At 74.1% G+C, this 21,187-nt stretch carries 16 protein-coding genes; 11 read left to right on the top strand and 5 right to left on the bottom strand.

Annotated elements, in window-relative coordinates; translation table 11 throughout:
* Window positions 1-7: 7 nt before the first annotated feature.
* Both rsmA and ACZ6Q9_RS09295 read right to left on the bottom strand, forming a co-directional pair.
* Window positions 8-877: a 16S rRNA (adenine(1518)-N(6)/adenine(1519)-N(6))-dimethyltransferase RsmA gene (gene rsmA / locus ACZ6Q9_RS09300; protein ID WP_396829039.1), complete on the bottom strand. Its 870-nt coding sequence runs from the start codon at window positions 875-877 to the stop codon at window positions 8-10.
* Window positions 878-941: 64 nt separating this feature from the next.
* Window positions 942-1,877: a TatD family hydrolase gene (locus ACZ6Q9_RS09295; protein ID WP_396829040.1), complete on the bottom strand. Its 936-nt coding sequence runs from the start codon at window positions 1,875-1,877 to the stop codon at window positions 942-944.
* Window positions 1,878-1,972: 95 nt separating this feature from the next.
* On the opposite strand from ACZ6Q9_RS09295, the gene ACZ6Q9_RS09290 reads away from it, so the two are divergent.
* Window positions 1,973-3,202, top strand: coding sequence for a hypothetical protein (locus ACZ6Q9_RS09290; protein WP_396829041.1), 1,230 nt, complete (start codon window positions 1,973-1,975; stop codon window positions 3,200-3,202).
* Between the two features lie 87 nt (window positions 3,203-3,289).
* Complete coding sequence (locus tag ACZ6Q9_RS09285; RefSeq protein ID WP_393258316.1) at window positions 3,290-4,141, top strand: alpha/beta fold hydrolase; 852 nt, start codon at window positions 3,290-3,292, stop codon at window positions 4,139-4,141.
* A 91-nt stretch (window positions 4,142-4,232) separates the two neighbouring features.
* On the opposite strand, the gene metG is transcribed toward ACZ6Q9_RS09285, so the two are convergent.
* Window positions 4,233-6,035, bottom strand: a complete 1,803-nt coding sequence (metG, locus tag ACZ6Q9_RS09280; protein ID WP_393452915.1) for a methionine--tRNA ligase — start codon at window positions 6,033-6,035, stop codon at window positions 4,233-4,235.
* Between the two features lie 149 nt (window positions 6,036-6,184).
* Here metG and ACZ6Q9_RS09275 point away from each other — a divergent pair, with 149 nt between their 5' ends.
* Window positions 6,185-7,198, top strand: a complete 1,014-nt coding sequence (locus ACZ6Q9_RS09275) for a hypothetical protein (RefSeq protein WP_396829042.1) — start codon at window positions 6,185-6,187, stop codon at window positions 7,196-7,198.
* A 141-nt stretch (window positions 7,199-7,339) separates the two neighbouring features.
* Here the strand turns inward: ACZ6Q9_RS09275 and rsmI are convergent, their stop codons facing one another.
* A complete protein-coding gene (rsmI, locus tag ACZ6Q9_RS09270) occupies window positions 7,340-8,179 on the bottom strand; it encodes a 16S rRNA (cytidine(1402)-2'-O)-methyltransferase (protein ID WP_393453667.1) in 840 nt (279 codons plus the stop codon).
* 92 nt (window positions 8,180-8,271) lie between these two features.
* Here rsmI and ACZ6Q9_RS09265 point away from each other — a divergent pair, with 92 nt between their 5' ends.
* The 6 genes from ACZ6Q9_RS09265 (at window position 8,272) to ACZ6Q9_RS09240 (ending at window position 18,871) form a co-directional block, all read left to right on the top strand.
* Window positions 8,272-9,957 carry a dolichyl-phosphate-mannose--protein mannosyltransferase gene (locus tag ACZ6Q9_RS09265; RefSeq protein ID WP_396829043.1) on the top strand — a complete coding sequence of 562 codons (1,686 nt, stop codon included), beginning with the start codon at window positions 8,272-8,274 and terminating at the stop codon, window positions 9,955-9,957.
* 1,023 nt (window positions 9,958-10,980) lie between these two features.
* The gene (locus ACZ6Q9_RS09260; RefSeq protein WP_396829044.1) at window positions 10,981-15,066 is read left to right on the top strand and encodes a Pls/PosA family non-ribosomal peptide synthetase; all 4,086 of its coding nucleotides are present in this window, start codon (window positions 10,981-10,983) and stop codon (window positions 15,064-15,066) included.
* Window positions 15,067-15,143: 77 nt separating this feature from the next.
* Window positions 15,144-15,953, top strand: coding sequence for a dimethylarginine dimethylaminohydrolase family protein (locus ACZ6Q9_RS09255; RefSeq protein ID WP_393258301.1), 810 nt, complete (start codon window positions 15,144-15,146; stop codon window positions 15,951-15,953).
* Window positions 15,953-16,714 (top strand): BPL-N domain-containing protein, encoded by a 762-nt coding sequence (locus ACZ6Q9_RS09250; RefSeq protein ID WP_396829045.1) that lies wholly within the window; start codon window positions 15,953-15,955, stop codon window positions 16,712-16,714. Before ACZ6Q9_RS09255 ends, ACZ6Q9_RS09250 begins: the two co-directional genes overlap by 1 nt.
* Window positions 16,711-18,030, top strand: a complete 1,320-nt coding sequence (locus ACZ6Q9_RS09245; protein WP_396829046.1) for a heparan-alpha-glucosaminide N-acetyltransferase domain-containing protein — start codon at window positions 16,711-16,713, stop codon at window positions 18,028-18,030. Before ACZ6Q9_RS09250 ends, ACZ6Q9_RS09245 begins: the two co-directional genes overlap by 4 nt.
* Window positions 18,031-18,046: 16 nt before the next feature.
* On the top strand, window positions 18,047-18,871 hold the full coding sequence (locus ACZ6Q9_RS09240; protein WP_396829047.1) for a BPL-N domain-containing protein: 825 nt from the start codon (window positions 18,047-18,049) through the stop codon (window positions 18,869-18,871).
* A gap of 12 nt (window positions 18,872-18,883) precedes the next feature.
* On the opposite strand, the gene ACZ6Q9_RS09235 is transcribed toward ACZ6Q9_RS09240, so the two are convergent.
* Entirely contained in the window at window positions 18,884-19,120 is a 237-nt protein-coding gene (locus tag ACZ6Q9_RS09235) for a hypothetical protein (RefSeq protein ID WP_396829048.1), read from the bottom strand.
* A gap of 173 nt (window positions 19,121-19,293) precedes the next feature.
* On the opposite strand from ACZ6Q9_RS09235, the gene ACZ6Q9_RS09230 reads away from it, so the two are divergent.
* Window positions 19,294-20,406, top strand: coding sequence for a DNA glycosylase AlkZ-like family protein (locus ACZ6Q9_RS09230; RefSeq protein ID WP_396829049.1), 1,113 nt, complete (start codon window positions 19,294-19,296; stop codon window positions 20,404-20,406).
* Window positions 20,399-21,055 (top strand): 4'-phosphopantetheinyl transferase, encoded by a 657-nt coding sequence (locus ACZ6Q9_RS09225; RefSeq protein WP_396829050.1) that lies wholly within the window; start codon window positions 20,399-20,401, stop codon window positions 21,053-21,055. Before ACZ6Q9_RS09230 ends, ACZ6Q9_RS09225 begins: the two co-directional genes overlap by 8 nt.
* The last annotated feature ends 132 nt before the right edge of the window (window positions 21,056-21,187 follow it).

Here is a 21,187-nt window from a genome sequence, read left to right as displayed (position 1 = left end):
CGTCAGCCTACTGTGCGGCGGACGGGGCGGCCGGGGCCGACGCGGCGATGGCGGCGAACTGCTCGACGGAGAGTGACTCGCCGCGCGCGCCGGGATCGACGCCGGCGGCGACGAGCGCGGCGGCGGCCCGGTCCGCGCCGCCGGCCCAGCCGGCCAGCGCGGCGCGCAGGGTCTTGCGGCGCTGCGCGAACGCCGCGTCCACCACGGCGAAGACCCGTTCCCGGGGTACGTCGTCGCGGGGCGGCTCGCGGCGGGTGAAGGCGACCAGTCCGGAGTCGACGTTCGGCACCGGCCAGAACACGTTCGGCGGGACCTTCCCGGCGGCGCGGGCGCGGGAGTACCAGGCGAGCTTGACCGACGGGACGCCGTACACCTTGGAGCCGGGACCGGCGACGAGCCGGTCGGCGACCTCCTTCTGCACCATCACCAGGCCGTGCCGCAGGCTGGGCAGCTCGGCGAGCAGGTGCAGCACCACCGGCACGGCCACGTTGTAGGGCAGGTTCGCCACCAGCGCGGTCGGTGCCGGGTCGGCCAGGTCGGCGGCGCGTACGCGCAGCGCGTCGGCGTGGTGCACGGTGAGCCGGGCGGCGTCCGGGCCGGCGTGCCGGGCGGCGGTCTCCGGCAGCGCGCCGGCCAGCGTCGAATCGATCTCCACGGCGTGCACGTGGGCGGCGGCGGGGAGCAGGGCCAGGGTGAGCGAGCCGAGGCCGGGGCCGACCTCCAGCGCCACGTCGTCCGGGGTCAGCCCGGCGGCGGTGACGATGCGCCGCACCGTGTTGGGGTCGTGCACGAAGTTCTGGCCGAGCCTCTTGGTGGGGGCGACGCCCAGCCGGGCGGCCAGTTCCCGGATCTCCGCCGGGCCGAGGAGACCGGTCACGCCCCGTAGCCTATGCGGGCCGGCACGGGCGTGCGGAGGGGGCCCGTGGCGGGGGACCTGCCGGTCACCACGGGCCGAAGACGCGGTCGCCGGTGGCGGAGATGGCGGCGCAGAGGTCGTCCAGGTCCGCGCCGGTCGTCTCGGCCAGCGCCCGGACGGTCAGCGGGATCAGGTACGACGCGTTGGGCCGGCCGCGGTGCGGCATCGGGGTCAGGTACGGCGCGTCGGTCTCCACCAGGATCTGGTCGAGCGGGGTCAGCGCGGCGGCCTCGCGCAGCGCCCCGGCGCTGCCGAAGGTGACGGTGCCGGCGAAGCTGAGCAGGTGGCCGCGGCGGACGCACTCGGCGGCGAAGTCGGCGTCGCCGGAGAAGCAGTGCAGCACCACTGTGTCGGGCGCGCCCTCGTCGTCGAGGATCCGCAGCACGTCGGCGTGCGCGTCCCGGTCGTGGATGACCAGTGCCTTGCCGTACCGCTTGGCGATGGCGATGTGCGCGCGGAAGCTCTCCTCCTGCACGGCCCGCCCCTCCTCGCCGGTGCGGAAGAAGTCCATCCCGGTCTCGCCGATGCCGCGTACCCGGTCGCGGGCGGCGAGCGCCTCGATCTCGCGCAGCGCCTCGTCGAGGTCGGCCAGGCGGGGCGCCTCGTTCGGGTGCAGCGCCACGGTGGCCAGCACGGCCGGATGGGCGTCGGCGACGTCGGCGCCCCAACGGGACGACGCCACGTCCACCCCGACCTGCACCAGCCGGTCGACGCCCACGGAGGCGGCGACGGCGACGACCGCGGCGACGGGGTCCGCGGCGGGGCCGTCGCTCGAGTCGGCAGCTGCCCGCGCCCCCGGCTCGCCCGTCGCGCCGTGCGGGGGCACACCGGCCTCGCTGACGGTGATGTCGAGGTGGGTGTGGCTGTCCAGCACGGGGCGGGGCAGCGGCTCGGGGGCGGGCGGGAACTCCCCGGCCCGGCGGGCGGCGCGCTGCTTGCGGGTTTCGGTGGGCTCGCTCATCGCAGGCCAGCATCACACACCGTCGGCGGCCCGCGTCGCGGGGACGCCACCGGCCGTTCACCGACTCGGCACATGTCGGGCCTAGCGTCAGCGGGGTGACCGTCACCCCTCAGACCAGCGGAAACGGCCTTTTCGTCACGTACGGGGGCGCGGTGTACCCGGCGGAGGAGATCGCCCGGGGCGCGGCGTACGAGTTGTCCAGCGCGGCCGAGGCACCCGGCTTCGAGTGGTCCCGGCCCGGCACGACCCGCCCGTGGCGCAGGTTCGTGCACGCCACCGAGGTCAGCGACGTGCATCCGGTGACCGAGCCGGTCGAGGAGCCGGAGGCGCCGCTGCTGGTGCCGCTGCACCGGGAGCGGGGCTGGTCGTACGTGCAGCAGCTCAGCCAGCAGCCGACGGCGGCCGGCGACCCGACGCTGGCGGCGGTGCGCGCCTCGGCGGTGGTCCGGCGCGGCACCCGGATGGTGAAGGTGCTCTCCGCCCGGCAGCTCGCCGGTTACGTGCGCGGGTGGCTGCCGCACGGCTTCTGCTACCGGGAGCACGACGTGGCGCACCTGCGTACCCCGGCGGCGACGACGGTGCTGCGCACCGACGGCGCGGACGCCCGGGACGGCGCGGACGTGACGTACGCGCTGCGCTGGCGGGCCGCCGACCCGGGCGACTACGACGTGCCGGTCGGCGCGGCGCACCGCGGCCTGACGGCGCTGGCGCCCCGCGACCGGCTCGGCGCGGCGGTCCTCGGCACGGGGTTCGTGCCGAGCAACGGTCAGCTCGTCCCGGAGTTCGTCACGCGGGACTTCGCGGACCTGCCGATGCCGGCGAACGCCACCCTGCTCGCCTACCCGGCCGACGGCGTGGAGGTGGTGCTCTACAGCTACCAGGCCGAGCAGCGCGGCTGGCTGCGGATGGTCGGCCCGCAGTGGCGGCACCTGCTCGCGGCGGTGCCGGGGCTCTCCCCCGACCAGGAGTACGTGCCGACGGGCGAGGCGCCCCACTCCACCCGGCTGGTCGGCGGCTACGCCGGCGGTGACTACGAGGCGGTGGCCGACCTGCCCGGCGGGTTCCGGGTGCTGGCGATGACCCGCGCCGCCCGGTACCCGGTCGAGTGGGCGGCCCGCCGGCTGCGGCTGGCCGACTGGCGGGGCGTGCCCTGCCTGGTGCTGCGGGAGGAAACCGGCTGGCTCCGCCTGCGGCTGCGCCGACCGGATCCGGACGCGGTGGCGGAGACCGGGGCGCAGTGCCAGGAGCGGGGCGTCTACGAGGCGTGGGCGCCGGCCGCCGAGGTCACCGAGGACCGGGTGGTGGACCTGCCGTACCGGCTCTGACCCGACGCGTGCCGGATCTCGCCGGCATAACCGGGGACGGGGCGGGAACCCGCACGCGTCCAGCCGTCATGTGACCAGGAGACGCGCATGCCTTTCATCACCGTGGGGACGGAGAACTCGGCCCCCATCGACCTGTACTACGAGGACCACGGCTCCGGTCAGCCGATCGTGCTGATCCACGGCTTCCCGTTCAACGGGGCGACCTGGGAGAAGCAGACCGGGCCGCTGCTGGCCGCCGGATACCGGACGATCACGTACGACCGGCGGGGTTTCGGCGCTTCCGCCCAACCGGCGTTCGGGTACGACTACGACACGTTCGCCGCCGACCTGGACGTGCTGATGACCGAGCTGGACCTGCGCGACGCGATCCTGGTCGGCCACTCGATGGGCACCGGCGAGGTGACCCGCTACCTGGGCGTGTACGGCTCGCAGCGGGTCGACCGGGCGGTGCTGTTGGCCCCGCTCGCGCCGTTCCTGCTGAAGACCTCGGACAACCCGGAGGGGGTCGAGAAGAGCCTCTTCCAGGGCTTCCAGCAGGCCATCCTCGACGACCGCTTCGCGTACCTCACCACCTTCTGCGAGGCGTTCTTCAACTATCAGGAGAACAGGGGCAGGCTGGTCAGCGAGGAGGCGTTCCGGGCGCACTGGGAGATCGGCGCCCGGGCCTCGGCGAAGGGCACCCACGACAGCGTGGACGCCTGGCAGACCGACTTCCGGGGCGACGTGTCCCGCATCGACGTGCCGGTGCTGATCGTGCAGGGTGACTCCGACGCGGTGCTGCCGTACCCGAAGACCGGTCAGCGGCTGCAACCGATGCTGGCCGGCAGCCAGTTGGTCACCCTGAAGGGCGCGCCGCACGGCATCCCCTGGACGAACGCGCCCGAGGTGAACCGCAGCATCATGGACTTCATCGGCGCGCCGGCGATGGCGCGGGCCTGACCGCCCCGCCCGGGAAGCACAGCCGCACGGCCTGGCACGGACGACGACGGGCGCGACCTCCTCGGGTCGCGCCCGTCGGCACGCTCGGGGATCAGCCGGCCAGGCGGGCCAGCTCCTCGTCGACGATCGACGGGTCGAGCTTGCGGAAGACCGGCTTCGGTGCGGCCAACGCCCGGCCCACCTCCAGCGGCACGGGCTCCCAGCGCGCGCCGACCGAGTAGTCACCGGTCAGCACCGGGTACGCGGGCCCGCCGTCGAGGTCGTCGACCTCCTCGATGACCGGCATCGGGGCGTGCACGCCGGTGCCGCCGAGCAGCTCGTGCACCTTCTGCGCGGAGTGCGGCAGGAACGGGGTGAGCAGCGTGTTGGCGTCGCTGACCACCTGGAGGGCGACGTGCAGGATGGTGCCCATCCGGGGCTTGTCGGCCTCGCCCTTGAGCTTCCACGGGGCCTGCTCGGAGAGGTACTTGTTGGCCTCGGCGACCACCCGCATCGCCTCGCCGATGGCCTGCTTCTGCCGGTGCCGGGCGATCAGGTCGCCGACCGTCGCGAAGCCGGCCCGGGCGACCGCGAGCAGCGCCTCGTCGGCCTCGGTGAGCCCGGCCGGGTCGACGGGCGGGATCGCGCCGAAGTTCTTCGCCGCCATCGAGATGGAGCGGTTGACCAGGTTGCCCCAGCCGGCGACCAGCTCGTCGTTGTTGCGGCGGAGGAATTCGGCCCAGGTGAAGTCGGTGTCGTTGCTCTCCGGGCCGGCGGCGGCGATGAAGTAGCGCAGCGCGTCGGCGTCGTACCGCTCCAGGAAGTCCCGGACGTAGATGACGACCCGCCGGGAGGAGGAGAACTTGCGCCCCTCCATGGTCAGGTACTCGCTGGAGACCACCTCGGTGGGCAGGTTGAGCCGGCCCAGCTCGCCCGGCTGGCCGTCGCGGTCACCCTCGCCGGAGTAGCCGGAGAGCAGCGCCGGCCAGATCACCGAGTGGAAGACGATGTTGTCCTTGCCCATGAAGTAGTAGGCGCGGGCGTCCTTGCCTTCGGCGTCGGCGGACCACCACCTGCGCCACGCCTCGGGGTCGCCGGAGCGGCGGGCCCACTCGATCGAGGCGGAGAGGTAGCCAATCACCGCGTCGAACCAGACGTAGATGCGCTTGTCGGGGCGGTCCCGCCAGCCGTCGAGCGGGATCGGCACGCCCCACTCCAGGTCCCGGGTGATGGCCCGGGGCTGGAGGTCGTCGAGCAGGTTCCGCGAGAAGCGCAGCACGTTGGGCCGCCAGCCCTCGCGGGTGTCCAGCCACCGCCGCAGCACGTCGGCCAGGGCGGGCAGGTCCAGGAAGAAGTGCTCGGTCTCGACGAACTTCGGGGTCTCCCCGTTGATCCGCGACTTCGGGTCGATCAGGTCGATCGGGTCGAGCTGGTTGCCGCAGTTGTCACACTGGTCGCCGCGGGCGCTGTCGTAGCCGCAGATCGGGCAGGTGCCCTCGATGTAGCGGTCGGGCAGGGTCCGGCCGGTGGACGGGGAGATCGCGCCCATGGTGGTCTTCGGGACGATGTACCCGTTGCGGTACATCCCCTCGAACAGCTCCTGCACCACCGCGTAGTGGTTGCGGGTGGTGGTGCGGGTGAACAGGTCGTAGGAGAGCCCGAGGCCGTGCAGGTCCTCGACGATCACCCGGTTGTAGCGGTCGGCCAGCTCGCGCGGGGTGACGCCGTCGGCGTCCGCCTGCACCTGGATGGGGGTGCCGTGCTCGTCGGTGCCCGACACCATGAGCACGTCGTGGCCGGCCATCCGCATGTACCGGCTGAAGACGTCGGAGGGAACGCCGAAACCGGAGACGTGGCCGATGTGGCGCGGGCCGTTGGCATACGGCCAGGCAACCGCCGCGAGAACGTGACTCATGGCCAGCAAGCCTAGTGACCCGCTTCGGGTGATCGCGAATCAATAGGGCTCGCGGGTCGGCGGACCGGCCGGATCGGGTCCGCTATTTGTCCGATTTGTCGCCGACACGCGGCCTGAGCTGCCCGTTCGCGTGCGGGTTGCGGGGTGCAATGAACGCCGTGACTAGCAGACGAGCGGCCCGGGATCGTGACGACCGTCCCTCCGGCCCGGCGGACGGCGGCGGGACAAGGGCGGCGCGCGGCACCCTCGCGCCGCACCCGCGGGTGGTTCCGGCCGCCGCGCCGCCGGAGCCGCCGCCGGAGCCGCCGCCGCAACCGCCCGCCGGCGCGGTCGCGGCCTCGCCGCCTCCCGCGCCCGCCGTCGAGGTGGAGCCCACGACCGGGGCGCCGGTTGACGCCCTGCCCCGCCGGGCCCCGGTCCGGCAGCCGAACCGCTGGCCCCGCCGGGGCCGATCCCTGGCCGACGGTACGCCTGACCGGGACGACGGCGGGCGTACGCCGGACGGCGAGGGCGGGGCCGGGGAAGGGACCGACGGCGGCGACGCGGCGTACTGGCCGCCGATCGAGTTGGTGCACTGGGACGGCACGCCGATCCGGGAGGAGTCGCCGCACGAGCGGCAGCGGTCCACCCGGGAGGATGCCGCGCGGCGACGGTTCCGGCGCACCCCGCGTCCGCCCGATCCGCTGCCGGGGTTGGCCGCGCTGCTGGCGTTGAGCCTGGTGGCGGCGTTCTTCGCCTGGGTCAGCGCCGGCCCGTTCTGGCTGGCGGTGGGGCACGCCACCCGGGGCACGGTGGTGATCGCCGACTGCACCGGCGGTGGGCTCACGCAGCGCTGCCGGGGCAACTTCGTCTCCGCCGACGAGACGTGGACCGCGCACGGCGTGCGGGTGAGCGGGGTGACCGCGGAGCGCACCGCGACCGGCACGACGCTGCCGGCCCGGATGACGGGCCCGCAGGGCGGCACCGCGTACGCGGACACCGGCCGGGCCGCGCACCTGCGCTGGCTGCTCGGCCTGCTGGTGGTGCTGGGCTGCGCCGCCGGGATCGCCCGGTGGACGGGTTCGACCCGGTTCACCGATCCTCGCGCCCGCCGCTGGGCGGTGGCCGGCGCGCTGGCCGGCCCGCTGGTGATCACCGCCGGTTTCCTCGTCGCCGCCTGGTGAACCCCGATGGTGCCCCGAGCGCCCCGGCGAGGCCCACGGTGCGCCGAGCAGCCAAGCGCCGGGCCGGAGTGCACAGCCGGGGCGGGCCGAGCGCCGGGCCCGAGGACACACCCGAGCAGCCGGCGTGGTGCCGGCCGGGGCTCAGGCGTGCACGACGCCGTAGACGTCGCGCCGGCGCAGGCCGTACTCCGTGGCGACCTCGGTGATCGCGTCCCGCCGGGACAGGCCAGCGGCCTCCCGGGCGGCGACGGCGGCCCGCAGGGTGTCGTCGTCGGGGCGTTCCGGGGCCGTCTCGGGCGCGCCCGCCACCACGAGGGTGATCTCGCCGCGGGGCTCCCCCGCGGCGGCCCAGTCGGCCAGCTCGCCGAGCGGGCGGCGGACGATCTCCTCGTACGTCTTGGTCAGCTCGCGGCACAGCGCGGCGGGCCGGTCGGCGCCGAACGCGGCGGCCAGGTCGGCGAGCGCGCCCGCGATCCGGTGCGGCGCCTCGAAGAAGACCAACGTCCGTTCCTCGGCGGCGAGCGCCCGCAGCCGGGACCGGCGGGCGCCGGGGGTGCGCGGCAGGAAGCCCTCGAAGCAGAACCGGTCGCAGGGCAGCCCGGACAGCGCCAGCGCGGTGGTGACGGCGCTCGGGCCGGGCGCGGCGGTGACCGGCACGCCGGCGTCCAGGGCGGCCCGCACCAGCCGGTAGCCGGGGTCGGAGACGCTCGGCATGCCGCCGTCGGTGACCAGGGCGACCACGTAGCCGGCGGTCAATACGTCGGCCAGCTCGGGGGTGCGCCGCTCCTCGTTGCCCTCGAAGTAGGAGACGATCCGCCCCGCCACGGTGACGTCCAGGTCGCGGGCCAGGCGGGTGAGCCGGCGGGTGTCCTCGGCGGCCACCACGTCGGCGGCGGCGAGCACCTCACGGAAGCGGGCCGAGGCGTCGGCCGGGTTGCCGAGCGGCGCGCCGAGGAGGATCAGGCGCCCGGTGTCGGACATTTCACCCACGGGAACGGCTCCTTCATCGACAGGGGTGCCGGTATCGGAGACGACGGGCGCCACCGGGCACCTTGGCAGCCTACGATCGCCGGGTGACGAGTGCGTCGACAGCACAGAGCGCGGACCAGGCGGGACCCGATCCCACGACGGGATCGCCACCGGAAGGATCGTCCCCGGCTCCCGGCGGCGCCGTTCCCGGCATCGTCCGGCGCCGGCTGGCGACCGTGGAGGCCCGGCTGGACGGGCGCTCCTGGCTGGCCACCGGCGTGATCGTCGCGATCGCGGCGATCCTGCGGTTCGTCGGCCTGAGCCATCCGCCCGGGAAGATCTTCGACGAGATCTACTACGCCCGCGAGGGCTGGGCCCTGGTCGACAAGGGCGTCGAGTGGAACTACCAGGACAACGGCCCCTCGTACGTGGTCCACCCGCCGCTCGGCAAGTGGCTGATCGGGCTCGGCGAGTGGGCCTTCGGCTACTCGGACGCCGAGCACGGCATCTCCGTGCCGGGGCACCTGATGACCACCACCCCGGAGTTCGGCTGGCGGTTCTCGGCGGCGGTCGTCGGCACCCTGTCGGTGCTGATGTTGGTCCGCATCGGCCGGCGGATGTTCCGCTCGACCGCGCTCGGCTGCGCGGCCGGCCTGCTGCTCGCGCTGGACGGCTTCCATCTGGTGCTGTCCCGCACGGCGCTGCTCGACATCTTCCTGCTGTTCTTCGTGCTGGCCACGTTCGGCGCCCTGGTGCTGGACCGGGACGCCCGGCGCCGCCGGTGGGCCCGGGCGCTGGAGGCGGGCCTCGACCCGGGCCGGCCGGGGCGGGCCGGGCGGCCGGCGGGCGGCTGGCGGAACTGGCCGTGGTGGCGGCTGGCCGCCGGGGTGCTGTTCGGCGGTGCCTGCGCGGTGAAGTGGAGCGCGCTCTACTTCCTGCCCGTGTTCGCGCTGCTGGTGATCCTCTGGGAGGTCGGGGTCCGCCGCTCCGCGGGTGCCCGTCGGCCGTGGCGGGACACCCTCCTCGACGAGCTGCCCTGGCTGGTGCTGGCCGGGGTGCTGATGGTGGTCACCTACCTCGCCACCTGGTCCGGCTGGCTGCTCGGCGACGACGGCTACTACCGGCTCGCGGAGCGGTACCCGAACGCGCCGCTGAGCGACACCCCGGTCATCGGCGCGCTGCACAACCTCGTCGAGTACCACAAGGCGGCGTACGGCTTCCACCGGACTCTGGACGAGGGGCACAAGTACCAGTCGTGGCCGTGGCAGTGGCTGCTGCTGGGCCGACCGGTCGCCTTCTACTGGTCGGGCAACGGGGCCTGCGGCGCGCCGAGCTGCGCCTCGGAGGTCCTGCTGCTCGGCACGCCCCTGCTCTGGTGGTCGTTCCTGCCCGCCCTGGTGGCGCTGGCGTGGCTAGGCCTGGCCCGGCGGGACTGGCGGGCCGGCGCGATCCTGCTCGTCGTGGCGGCCGGCCTGCTGCCCTGGTTCTGGTTCGCGCTGGACGGCCGGACGATGTTCTCCTTCTACACCGCGCCGGTGCTGCCGTTCCTGGTGCTGGCGGTGGTCTACGTGCTCGGTGCGATCGTCACACCCGCCGGCCCGACCGGAGGCGGCACCGTCGCGCCGCTCGACGCCGGCCAGGACCGCCGGCTCGTGGGCGGGGTGATCGCCGGGGCGTACGTGCTGCTGGTCGCGCTCTGCTTCGCGTACTTCCATCCGATCTTCGTCGGCAAGCTGCTCCCGTACGCCGAGTGGTCGGCGCGGATGTGGCTGGACGGCCGCTGGATCTGACCGAAGACGCGCGTCCCGCCGCGGCTCCGGGGCCCCGGGGGCGCGGCGGGCGCGCGAGAACGGGCCCGCACGCGTGGCGTGCGGGCCCGTCGACGTAGAAGCGCGCCCCGATCGCCTGCCACGGGGGAAGCGGGCGATTGGGGCGCGCATGAAGAGCTTAACCACCCCACACCACTGGCACAACGGGTCGACTTCGGTCAGATTTCCGACCTACGCGACACCGAACGGATGGTTTACATCCGACATCTTACGGTCCGTCATCCTGCACAAACGGTGCGGATCGACGGCCATCGCAAGCCGGCAGCCGATCGAACTTCCCCGGCCGGCCGCCCCTGGCCGGCGCGCGATTCATGCCTCGTCATTCCATATTCGACCCCCTGCGTCGATCGTCGTCGGCGTCGTCGGACAGCCCGTTCATCCGGATGTTCACCTTCTGGAGACCGCGAGTCACGCAACACCGCATAACCCGACATAAAGCTCTAATTGCCTCCCTACTCTCGTCCGAGTGGTCGTTTACATTCACGACGGTGGGTCACCCGCCGTCCTCAAGGGACTTTCCGGCGCCGCCCGCTCCGGCGCCGACCCGGACCTCGTCGACGCCACCCGGCGGCGACATCGACCGGCCCGGCGCAGCGGCGTCCGCGCCACGGCAGGCCCCCTGACGCACCTCTCGGTCGTCGCGACCACTGTCCGGTCGGGACCGGCGCTCCCGACCCGCGGCCCTCGGTGTGTGGACGCCCAGCCACACCTGCACGCGACCGATCAGCCCCGGCCGGTAGCAGGCGCAAGCGCCGACTGATCCCGGCGGCGGTCGGCGGTCCAGCCGACACCCGTCACGACGATTTGGCACTTCCGTGACGCCTCGCGGGCTTCACGGCGATATCGCTGTCCATCGCACCTGCCCTGCGGAGGGCTTCTGTCGGACATCCCTGCCACCGGTCCGGTGATGACGGGGTCCGCACAGGCGTCCACCGCACGGCACCGGTTGCTTGCTCGTAATCGACGCAGGAGGTTCGCGGTTCCGTGGAACAGGTAGGTCTCACCGGTACGCCCACGTCTCCCCCGGCGCCGGAGCGTCTTCCGGACGCGGAGGCGCGCGTCGCGATCGGCTCGCTGGTCGTCGATGCCGTGCGGAAGCCGTGGGACGAGGGCGGCGTCAGGCGTACGCGGCGCCTGCACCACGTGTTCGAGTCCGCGTGCGACCGGAACCCGTCGGCCATCGCGCTCGAGTGCGGCGATGCGCGGTTGACCTACCGCGAGCTGGACGAGCGCGCCAACCGGCTGGCCCACCACCTGCGCACGCTCGGTGTCGGCGACGGCTCGCGGGTGGCCATCCTGCTGCGGCGCTCCGTCGAGACGTACGTGGCGTTGCTGGGCGTGGGGAAGGCCGGCGCGGCGTTCGTGCCGATCGACCCCGAGTCCCCGGCCGACCGGGTCGCCTACATCGCCGAGGATTCCGCCGTCGACCTGGTGTTGACGTCCACGGCGCTCGCCGACCGGGTGGGCGACCGGCCGGCCCTCGTCGTCGACGAGTGCGCTGCCGAACTCGCCGCCGCGCCCGGCGACCGGCCGGAAATCGGCGGCGACGGGAGCCAGGACCCGGGCGCCTACGTGATCTACACCTCCGGGTCGAGCGGTCGGCCCAAGGGCGTCGACGTCGCGCAGTCGAGCATCTGCAACTTCCTCGACGTGGTGCCCGGCGTGTACGACGTGCGCCCGACGGACCGGGTCTACCAGGGCATGACGATTGCGTTCGACTTCGCGATCGAGGAGATCTGGCCGACGTGGTCGGTCGGCGCCACCCTGGTGGCCGGTCCGAACGACTCACGTCGCCTCGGCGCGGAGCTGGCGGACTTCCTGGACGAGGCACGCGTCACCGTCCTCTACTGCGTGCCCACCCTGCTGGCCACCGTTCCGCGCGACCTGCCCCGGATCCGCAACCTGCTCGTCGGCGGGGAGGCCTGCCCGGGGCAGCTGGTCGAGCGGTGGAGCCGGCCCGGCCGGCGAATCCTCAACACCTACGGGCCGACCGAGGCCACGGTCACCGCGACCTGGGGCGAGCTGCTCCCCGGGCGACCGGTCACCATCGGGCGGCCCCTGCCGACCTACTCCGTGGTGCTGCTGGACGAGCAGCGGCAGCCGGTCGCCGACGGCGAGGTGGGTGAGATCTGCATCGGCGGCCCGGGGGTGGCGCGCGGGTACGTGGGGCGGCCGGACCTGACCGCCGACCGGTTCATCGCGCACGCCCTGGCGCCGCCCGGCGGTCGGCTGTACCGCACCGGGGACCTCGGGCGGATCACCGAGGACGGCGAGATCGAATACCTGGGCCGGGCGGACTCCGAGGTCAAGATCCGTGGCCATCGGGTGGACCTCGGTGAGATCGAGAGCGTGCTGCTGGAGGACCCGGGGGTGGCCGAGGCCGTGGCGGCGCTGGTCCCGGTCGCCGACGCCCCGGACGCCCCCCACGAGCTGGCCGCCTACCTCGTCGCACACGAGGGTGACGAGGGCGGGCACGCGGAGCTGATCGCCCGGCTGTGCCGGACCCTGCAGACCCGGCTGCCCAATTACATGGTGCCGTCCTTCCTGGACGTCGTCACCGCGCTGCCGACCATGCCCAGCGGAAAGGTCGACCGGAAGCGGCTGCCCCCGCCGAACCGCCGGCTCGCCCTCGCCACCGGCCCCGTCGTGGCCGCCGAGGGCGAACTGGAGGAGCAGGTACGCGCGGCGTGGGCGGAGGCGTTCGGCATCGAGTCCGAGGCGCTGTCGGTCGAGGCGGACTTCTTCGCCGACCTCGGAGGGCATTCGCTGCTGGCGGCGCGGGTGGTGTCGCTGCTGCGCGCCCGCAAGGTCGGCGTGAGCCCGGCGGTCCGCGACCTGTACGCCCACCCGACCGTACGAGGCATGGCGGCTCATCTCGGCGCCGCCGATCGGACCGTCGCGCCCAGCGCTCCGCCCCGCCCCGCCCCGGTGCGGCACAGCAGCCGGCGGATCGCGCTGGCCGGGTCGGGTCAGGCGGCGGTGATCTACCTGCTGCTGCTGGCGGTCACGCTCCCCGTCTCCTACGTCTACACCCGCAACGACGGTTTCGTGTCGGTCCGCGTCCTCGTGGAGCTGATGGTCGCGATCCTGCTCAGCTACCTCGGCGTGCGGTGGGTGCTGCCGGTGCTGCTGGCCCGGCCGTTGGCCGCGGGCATCCGGCCCGGCCGGTACCGCCTGTGGGGCCCCACCTACGTCCGGCTCTGGGCGCTGAACACGCTGCTGGCGGTCGGGCCGCTGCCCGTGCTCAGCGGTTCTCCGCTGATGGCGACCTACCTGCGGCTGCTCGGTGCCCGGATCGGCCGCCGGACCATGATCGCGACCAGCGCGATCAGCCTGCCGACCCTGATCTCCGTCGGGCGGGACGCCTCGGTCGGGTACGGCGTCTCGCTGCGGCCGTGGCGGGCGGAGGACGGCTGGGTCGTCGTCGGGCCGGTCACGATCGGGGCGGACGCCTTCGTCGGCGCGAACGCGGTCCTCGAGCCCGGCGCCTCGGTCGGGGTGGACGCCGGCCTCGGCGAACAGTCCGTCCTCGTCCACGGCGAGACGGTGCCACCCGGGGAGCGTTGGGCGGGCTCGCCGCCGGCACCGACCCCCCGGCTCGCTCCCACCGTGGAATCGCTGCTCAGCTACCGCCGCCTGCGGCGTGGCTGGCGCGTGCACCACATCGCCGCCGCGCTGGTCGGCCTGGTCGGGCTGGAACTCGGGGCGATCGCGATGGTCCTGCCCAGCGTGGCGCTGGTGTGGTGGGTGCTGCTGACCCGTGGTCTGCTCGCCGGCCTGGTCGCGACCCTACCGGCCGGGATCGTCTACGTGCTCACCGTCTGCGTGTTGGTCGCCGTCGGCAAGCGTCTCGTGCTGCCGCGGGTGCCGGTCGGCATTCACCACCGCATCCACTCGATGCTCGGCGTGCGCAAGTGGATCGCCGACAAGCTGCTCGAGTCGAGCCTCATGTTCACCAACTCGCTCTACGCGACCCTCTACACCGGGCCCTGGCTGCGACTGCTCGGTGCCCGGGTCGGCCGCGGCGCCGAGGTCTCCACCGCCGCGCACCTGGACCCGGACCTGCTCACCCTGGGATCGGAGAGCTTCGTCGCCGACATGGCCAGCCTCGGCGCCGCGACGTTCGCCAACGGCCGCATGGCGTTCCTGCCCACCACGGTCGGCAGCCGAGCCTTCGTCGGAAACGCCGCGTTCGTACCGGCCGGCACGGTGCTGGGCGAGGGGTCCCTGATCGGCGTCGGCACGCTGCCGCCCGACGACGGCGTCCCGGAGGGCACGTCCTGGTTGGGTTCACCGGCGATGCACCTGCCGGCGCGCCAGAGCAGCGGCTCCTTCTCCGAGGAGGTGACGTACCGCCCGCCGCGCCCCGTGGTGGCCCGCCGGCTGTTCGTCGAGTTCTTCCGCGCGACCCTGCCCGCATCGGTGCTCGGCGCCAGCTTCTACCTCTACCTCCTGGCGCTGTCCCAACTCGCCAACGGTCGGGACCTGCTCGTGCCGGCGCTGGTGTCGCCGTTCGTCGCGATGACGTCGAGCGTCGCGGTGATCGCCTTCTGCGCGGCGACCAAGCGCAACGTCGTCGGCACCTACCGGCCCCGGGTGGAACCGCTGTGGAGCGGCTTCGTCCGGCGCACCGAGTTCGTCACCGGCCTCTACGAGGCCGCGGCGGTTCCCGCCGGCATCGGGCTCCTGGTCGGCACGCCGTTCCTGCCGCCGCTGCTGCGCTGGTTCGGGGTCCGCGTCGGCAGACGCACCTGGATCGGCACGACGTACCTCACCGAGTTCGACCTCGTCGAGATCGGCGACGACGCGACCGTGGGCACCGAGGTGTCGCTGCAGACCCACCTGTTCGAGGACCGGGTGATGAAGATGTCCGTCGTCACGGTCGGCGCCGGCGCCACGATCGGCACCCGCGCCATCGTGCTCTACGACGCGGTCGTCGGCGACGACGTCATGTTGGGCTCGCTCTCGCTGCTGATGAAGGGCGAACACCTGGTCGCCGGGACCCGATGGCGCGGGATCCCCGCCCAGGGCGTGCTCACCCACGACACCACCAGCCAACGGGCGGCCTGATGCCGCGCCGTACGGCTGCGGCTCGCACCGCGCCGCAGCCCGTCCACCATCCGCTCACCGAAAGGGAAGAACGCTCGATGAACAAGGCACTGCTGGTTTCCGACGCGGCCCACTTCCGCGTCGACTACGAGATCAACCCGTACATGCACACCGAGATCCAGCCCGATCACGCGGTGGCGATCCTCGAACACGAGCGCATCGTCGCCGCGCACCGGGCGGCAGGGCGCCGCATCGAGTACGTGACGTCGGCGCCGGAGTGCCCGGACATGGTCTTCACCGCGAACGCCGCCCTGGTGCGGGGCCGTCGGGCCGTGCTGGGAGCACCACCACCCGAGCGCAAGGCGGAGCTGCCGTACTTCCAGGGGTGGCTGATCGACCACGACTTCGAGGTCCTGGAGGCGCCGTACCCGTTCAGCGGGCAGGGCGACGCCCTGGCCTGCGGCGACCTGTTGCTCGCCGGCTACGGCCAGCGGACCGACCGGCGGATGCATGCCGTGCTCGCGGGGGAGCTGGGCTACGAGATCGTGCCGCTGCGGACGGTGAGCCACCAGTGGTACGACCTCGACCTGGCGGTCGGAGTCGTCGAGCCGGGGCGAACGCTCGCCTACTGCCCGGAGGCCCTCGACGAGCCGAGCCGCCAGCGGCTGCGCGACCTCGGCATGGACCTGATCGAGGTCTGCGTCGAGGAGGCGGCGCGCTTCGCGCTCAACCTGATCAGTGACGGCACCACCGTGACCATGACCAGGGGGGCGCCGCGGCTGGCAACCGCGCTGCGCGAGCGCGGCCTGCGGGTCGTCGAACTCGACACGACCGAGCTCGCCAAGGGCGGAGGCGGGGTCCGCTGCACCGCGCTGACCCTCGACGCCCCGCTGCCGACGAGGCCGTGATGGCGATGGGAAACGTCGGTCGGCTGCTCGCCGCCGGCGGGCGGGCACTCGCCGGCCGTGGCCTGACGGTCCGCTCGCCACTGCCCGGGTCGCCGGAGCCGCCGGTGGCGCTGGTCTACCGGGGGCCGGCGACGCTGCCCGGCTGCCCGGAGGCGGTGGCAGCGCTGCTCAAGTCCAGCCGCTGGGGCTTCGACGTCCGCTACGTCGGCCCGGACGCGGACGACCTGCCGCTGACCCGGCGGGCCCTGGCCGGGGCGACGCTCTACGCCCAACCCGGGGGCGGCACCCTCAACCGCGGCTACCGCCACCTGAAGCGCCACCGCGACGAGATCAGGCAGTTCGTCCACTCCGGCGGCAGGTACCTCGGCATCTGCCTCGGCGGCTACCTCGCGGGGGCCACCCCCGGCTTCGGCCTCCTGCCCGGGGACACCGACCAGTACATCGCCTCGTCCGCCGCCACGGTCGACTCGGAGCGGAACACCGTCGTCCAGGTCTCCTGGCGCGGCCGGCGGCGGACGCTCTTCTTCCAGGACGGCCCGTACTTCTGGCTGCGCCCGAAGGCCGAGGCCGACGTCCTCGCGACCTACCCGAACGGCACCGTCGCCGCGATGGTCGCCCCCTTCGGCGCGGGCCGGGTCGGGGTCGTCGGCCCCCACCCCGAAGCCACCGACGACTGGTACGTCGACGCCGGGTTGCCGATCGCCGACCGGCTCGGCACGGATCTCGGCTGCGACCTGATCGACACCGTGATGAGGCCATGACACAGACCGTTTACCTCAGCCGCGCCGCCCTGGACCGGGCCGGCGACGCTCCGCCCGCGACGGCCGGGCGCTCCCGACTGCTCGGCGTGGACGCCGCGCGTGGCGTCGCGCTGTTCGGGATGATCGCCGTGCACTCGTTGTACCAGTCCGACGCCCTGGGCCGACCGACCTGGTCGTTCACCATCTTCGGCGGCCGGGCGGCCGCCCTGTTCGCGGTGCTGGCCGGGGTCGGCATCGCGTTCATGACCGGTCGACGGCGGGTCCGCCTGGCCGACGGCGCGGGCCCGGTGGCGGCGCTCGTCGTCCGGGCCCTGGCCATCGGCGCGATCGGGTTGGCACTGGGCTACGCCGACGCGTCCCTGGCGTCGGTGATCCTGCCGTACTACGCGGTGATGTTCGTGCTGGCCATCCCGCTGGTGTTCCTGCCGACCTGGTTGGTGGCGGTCACCTGCCTGGCCGTGGCCGCCGGCAGTCCCGTGCTCCGCCAGCTCCTGCTGCCGCAGCTGCCGGGACCGACCTACGACAACCCGGCGTTCGCGCAGCTCGTCGACGCTCCCGGCGCGCTGCTCACCGAGCTGTCGATGACGGGGGAGTTCCCCGCGGTGACGTGGCTGGCGTACCTCTGCGCCGGGCTGGTGGTCGGGCGGCTGACCCTCACCCGGATGTCGGTGCTCCTCGGCCTGCTCTACACCGGGGTCGCGCTGGCCGCGGCGGCGCCGGTGGCGTCGTGGGTCCTGCTGAACCGATACGAGGGTCTGCAGCAGATCTGGTTCACGCAGCCGAAGAGCGGGTTGACCGTGGCCGAGACGAGCGGACTCCTCGCGCTCGGCGGGGACGGCAGCACGCCCACCTCGACGTGGTGGTGGCTCGCGGTCGACGCGCCGCACACCAGCACCCCGCTCGACCTGCTCGGCACGATCGGAAGCGCGATCGCCGTGCTCGCCGCCCTGCTGCTCCTCGGCCAGCTCGCACGGCGGGCGACCTCCGTGCTGCTGGTGCCCCTCGCGGCGGCCGGCAGCATGACGCTGACGCTCTACACCGCGCACATCGTGTTCATCAATTCCGAACTCGACACTCTCGAGCCCACGGCCGGATACCTCGCGCAGGTCCTGGTCGTCGTGCTGGTCGCGACCGCCTGGTGGGCCACTGCGGGCCGTGGCCCGCTGGAAGGGCTCGTGACGCTGCTCTCGCGCGGCGCCGGTCGACTGGTCACCCGGCCAGGCCGAGCATCACGAGGTCGGGCCGGCATGTCGATGTACGCACGACCGGCGCCGCCCTCCGCCGACCGGCACGCGACCGCCTGGCGGCGCGGCTGAACGGCAGGGGTGCGACATGGGACGGACCAGCTCGGGCCTGCTGCGGGGAGAGACGCGGCGGATCAGCCGGCGACGCCTCGTCGTCGGTGCCGGCGCCGCCGGCACCCTGGCCGCCCTCGGGTGGGCCGGCGTGTCGGCGGTCACCGGGGAAGGCAACCGGCCGCTGGCACTGGTCTACCGGGGGCCGGCCGCCTGTTCCGGCTGCGCCGAGGCCGTGGCCGCCCTCCTGCGCAGCGCACCCGGCGGGTTCCGCACCGAATACTGCGGCCCCGGCGAGCAGCGGCAGATCTCGCGGAGCACGCTGGGCGAAGCGACGGTCTACGCCCAACCCGGCGGCGGCAACGTCGGCCCGGCCTGGCGCAGGCTGCGGGACCACGCCGAGGACATCCGTGGCTTCGTCCGCGACGGCGGCCACTACCTCGGTTTCTGCCTGGGGGCGTACCTCGCCGCCACCCGCCCCGGCTTCGGGCTGCTCGACGGGAAGGTCGACCAGTACATCAGGACGGCCGGGGCGAGCGTCGACAGCGCCGACGACGCGGTGGTCCCCGTCCGGTGGCGCGGCAGGTCCCGGCACATGTTCTTCCAGGACGGGCCGACGCTCGAGCTGCGACCCGGGGCGCCGGGCATCGTGCTCGCCACCTACGACACCGGCGCGCCCGCCGCCGTCGTCACCGCCTTCGGCGCCGGGCGGGTCGGACTCGTGGGACCGCATCCCGAAGCCGACCGGTCGTGGTACGCCGACGCCGAGCTGACCAACCCGGACGGCATCCGCCTCGACCTGGGCCATGACCTGGTGCGGAGCACGGTGGACGGGTGGGCCCCGGCGTCCGGTGGGAGCTGATCGGCCGCGCCGTCACTCGCGCCGGTGCTGCCGGGGCAGCCAGCCCATGAACCGGTCCTGGAGGGTGGTCCCGAACGCCGGCGTCAGGTCCTGGGTGGCGGCCGCGAGGCAGGAACCCAGGTAGACGCTGAGCATGGCGCGGTCGACCCGGTACTCCTCCAGCAACCGGGCGCGCTTGACGGTGCACGGCCAGTCGGCGCCGCAGGTGCCGCAGGTCCAGCCCGGCGGCACCGGCGCGTGATCGTCCACGGGGGACGTTGAGCCTTCCACACCACCGGTCATCGCACTCCCTCTCCGGTTCACGTGGCGGCCCGCCCCCGGCGGACCAGAGTCGACAATGGATGAGAGCCGTCCCCCCTGCGACGCCCCATCAGCGCCACCGAACGCTACGGCGTTACGCGGTTGCGGTACGTTCACCAACCATGGCCATCGCGACGCTGACCGTGGACCAGGTGCTGGCCTGGCGGGCCGGCCGGCACCTGCTGCACCGGCCGGCGGGCGTGGACCCGGTCGACGTGGTCGGCCGCCTCGTCGGCGTGCAGGCGCAGGTCGCCTCCGCCGCCGAGCAGGCCGTCGCCGCCCGGCAGGCCGATCCCCGGCCCGGGGCGGTCGCGGCCGCGCTCGCGGGGCGTCGGCTGCTGCGCACCTGGGCGATGCGCGGCACCCTGCACGTGCTGCGCGTCGAGGACGCGCCCGCCTGCCTGTCCCTGCTGGCCGCCGGCCGGTTCTGGGAGAAGGGCTCGTGGCAGCGCACCTTCGTGACCGTGGACCAGCTCGCGGCGATCGCCGAGTCGGCCGCCGCCGCGCTCGACGGCCGGACGCTGACCCGGGAGCAGCTCACCGCCGAGATCGTGGAACGCACCGGCGACCGGACGGTCGCCGCGCACCTCGAATCCGGGTGGGGGGCCGTGCTCAAGCCGCTGGCCTGGCAGGGCCTGCTGGTGCAGGGGCCGACCGAGGGCAACCGGGTCACCTTCACCCGGCCGGAGACACTGCTGCCCGACTGGCCCGGCCTGCCCGACCCCGAGGAGGCCGCGTCCCGGGTGTTGCCGGCCTGGCTGGGCGCGTACGGGCCGGCGAGCGCGGAGACCTTCGACCAGTGGCTGAGCCGGGGCGGCTCGAAGCGGGCCGCGCTGCGCGGCTGGTTCGCCCGGCTCGTCGACGCGGGCGAGCTGGTGCCGGTGACCGTTGACGAGCGGCCCGCGTACGCCCGGGCAGTCGACGTGGACGAGATCGCCGCCGCCCGCCCCGACGACGCCGTACGCCTGCTGCCCGCCTTCGACCAGTGGGTGCTCGGGCCGGGCACGAAGGACACCACGATCGTCCCGGCCGACCGACGCGCCTCCGTCAGTCGGGCCGCCGGCTGGATCTCGCCGGTGGTGGTGCACCGGGGGCGGGTGGTGGGCACCTGGGAGGCCCGCGACGGCGAGCCGGTGGTGGACCTGTGGCCGGAGTCGCCACCGGTGCCGGCCGGCGGGCTCGACGCCGAGCGGGCGCGCGTGCGGGCGTACCTCTCGGGGGGCGGCGATGCGTGACCTGCTGCCGCCGTCGGTGGCCGTGGCGGTGGCCGGGCCGGCGGACTGGACGGGCGAGCTGCTGCCGGCCGAGCGGGCGTGCCTCAGCGACCGGGCGGTGGAGAGCCGTCGCCGCGACTTCACCGCCGGGCGGGTGTGCGCCCGCCGCGCGATGGCGGCACTCGGCGTGCCCCCGGTCCCGGTGCCGGCGGCGGCCGACCGGTCGCCGGTCTGGCCGGCGGGCGTGGTCGGCGCCATCACCCACACCCGGGACTACTGCGCGGCCGTCGCGGCCCGCGGCGCCGAGGTCCGGTCGGTCGGCATCGACGCCGAGCGGCACAAGGAGCTCAACTCTGGCGTACGCCGGCTGATCTGCCTGCCCGAGGAGGAGGACCGGTTCGCCCGCCTGCCGGCGGGGACCTCCTGGCCGGCGGTGGTGTTCAGCGCCAAGGAGACGATCTACAAGGTGTGGCATCCGGTCGTCGGCACCTGGCTGGACTTCCACGACGCCCTGGTGGAGCTCGACCCCGACGCCGGCACGTTCACCGCCCGCATCACGCCGGCCCGGATCGACGCCGCCCCGGTGGCCGACCCGCCGGCCCTGGTCACCGGCCGGTTCAGCGTCGACGACGCCCTGGTGCGCACCGCCGCCGTGCTGCTGCCCCGCTGACCCGCCACCGGCCTCCTGGCCCCTTCGATCCGGCACGTGACCCGTTCAGGGGACGACGCCGGGCCGCCGGAGACGCGAAGATGTTCCGTTGTCCGCGCACGGTAGCGTCAGCCGCGTTTGCCGTCGTCGTCA

The organism is Micromonospora sp. NPDC049139, assembly GCF_055586845.1.
This window is presented reverse-complemented; position numbering and strand designations above follow the sequence as displayed.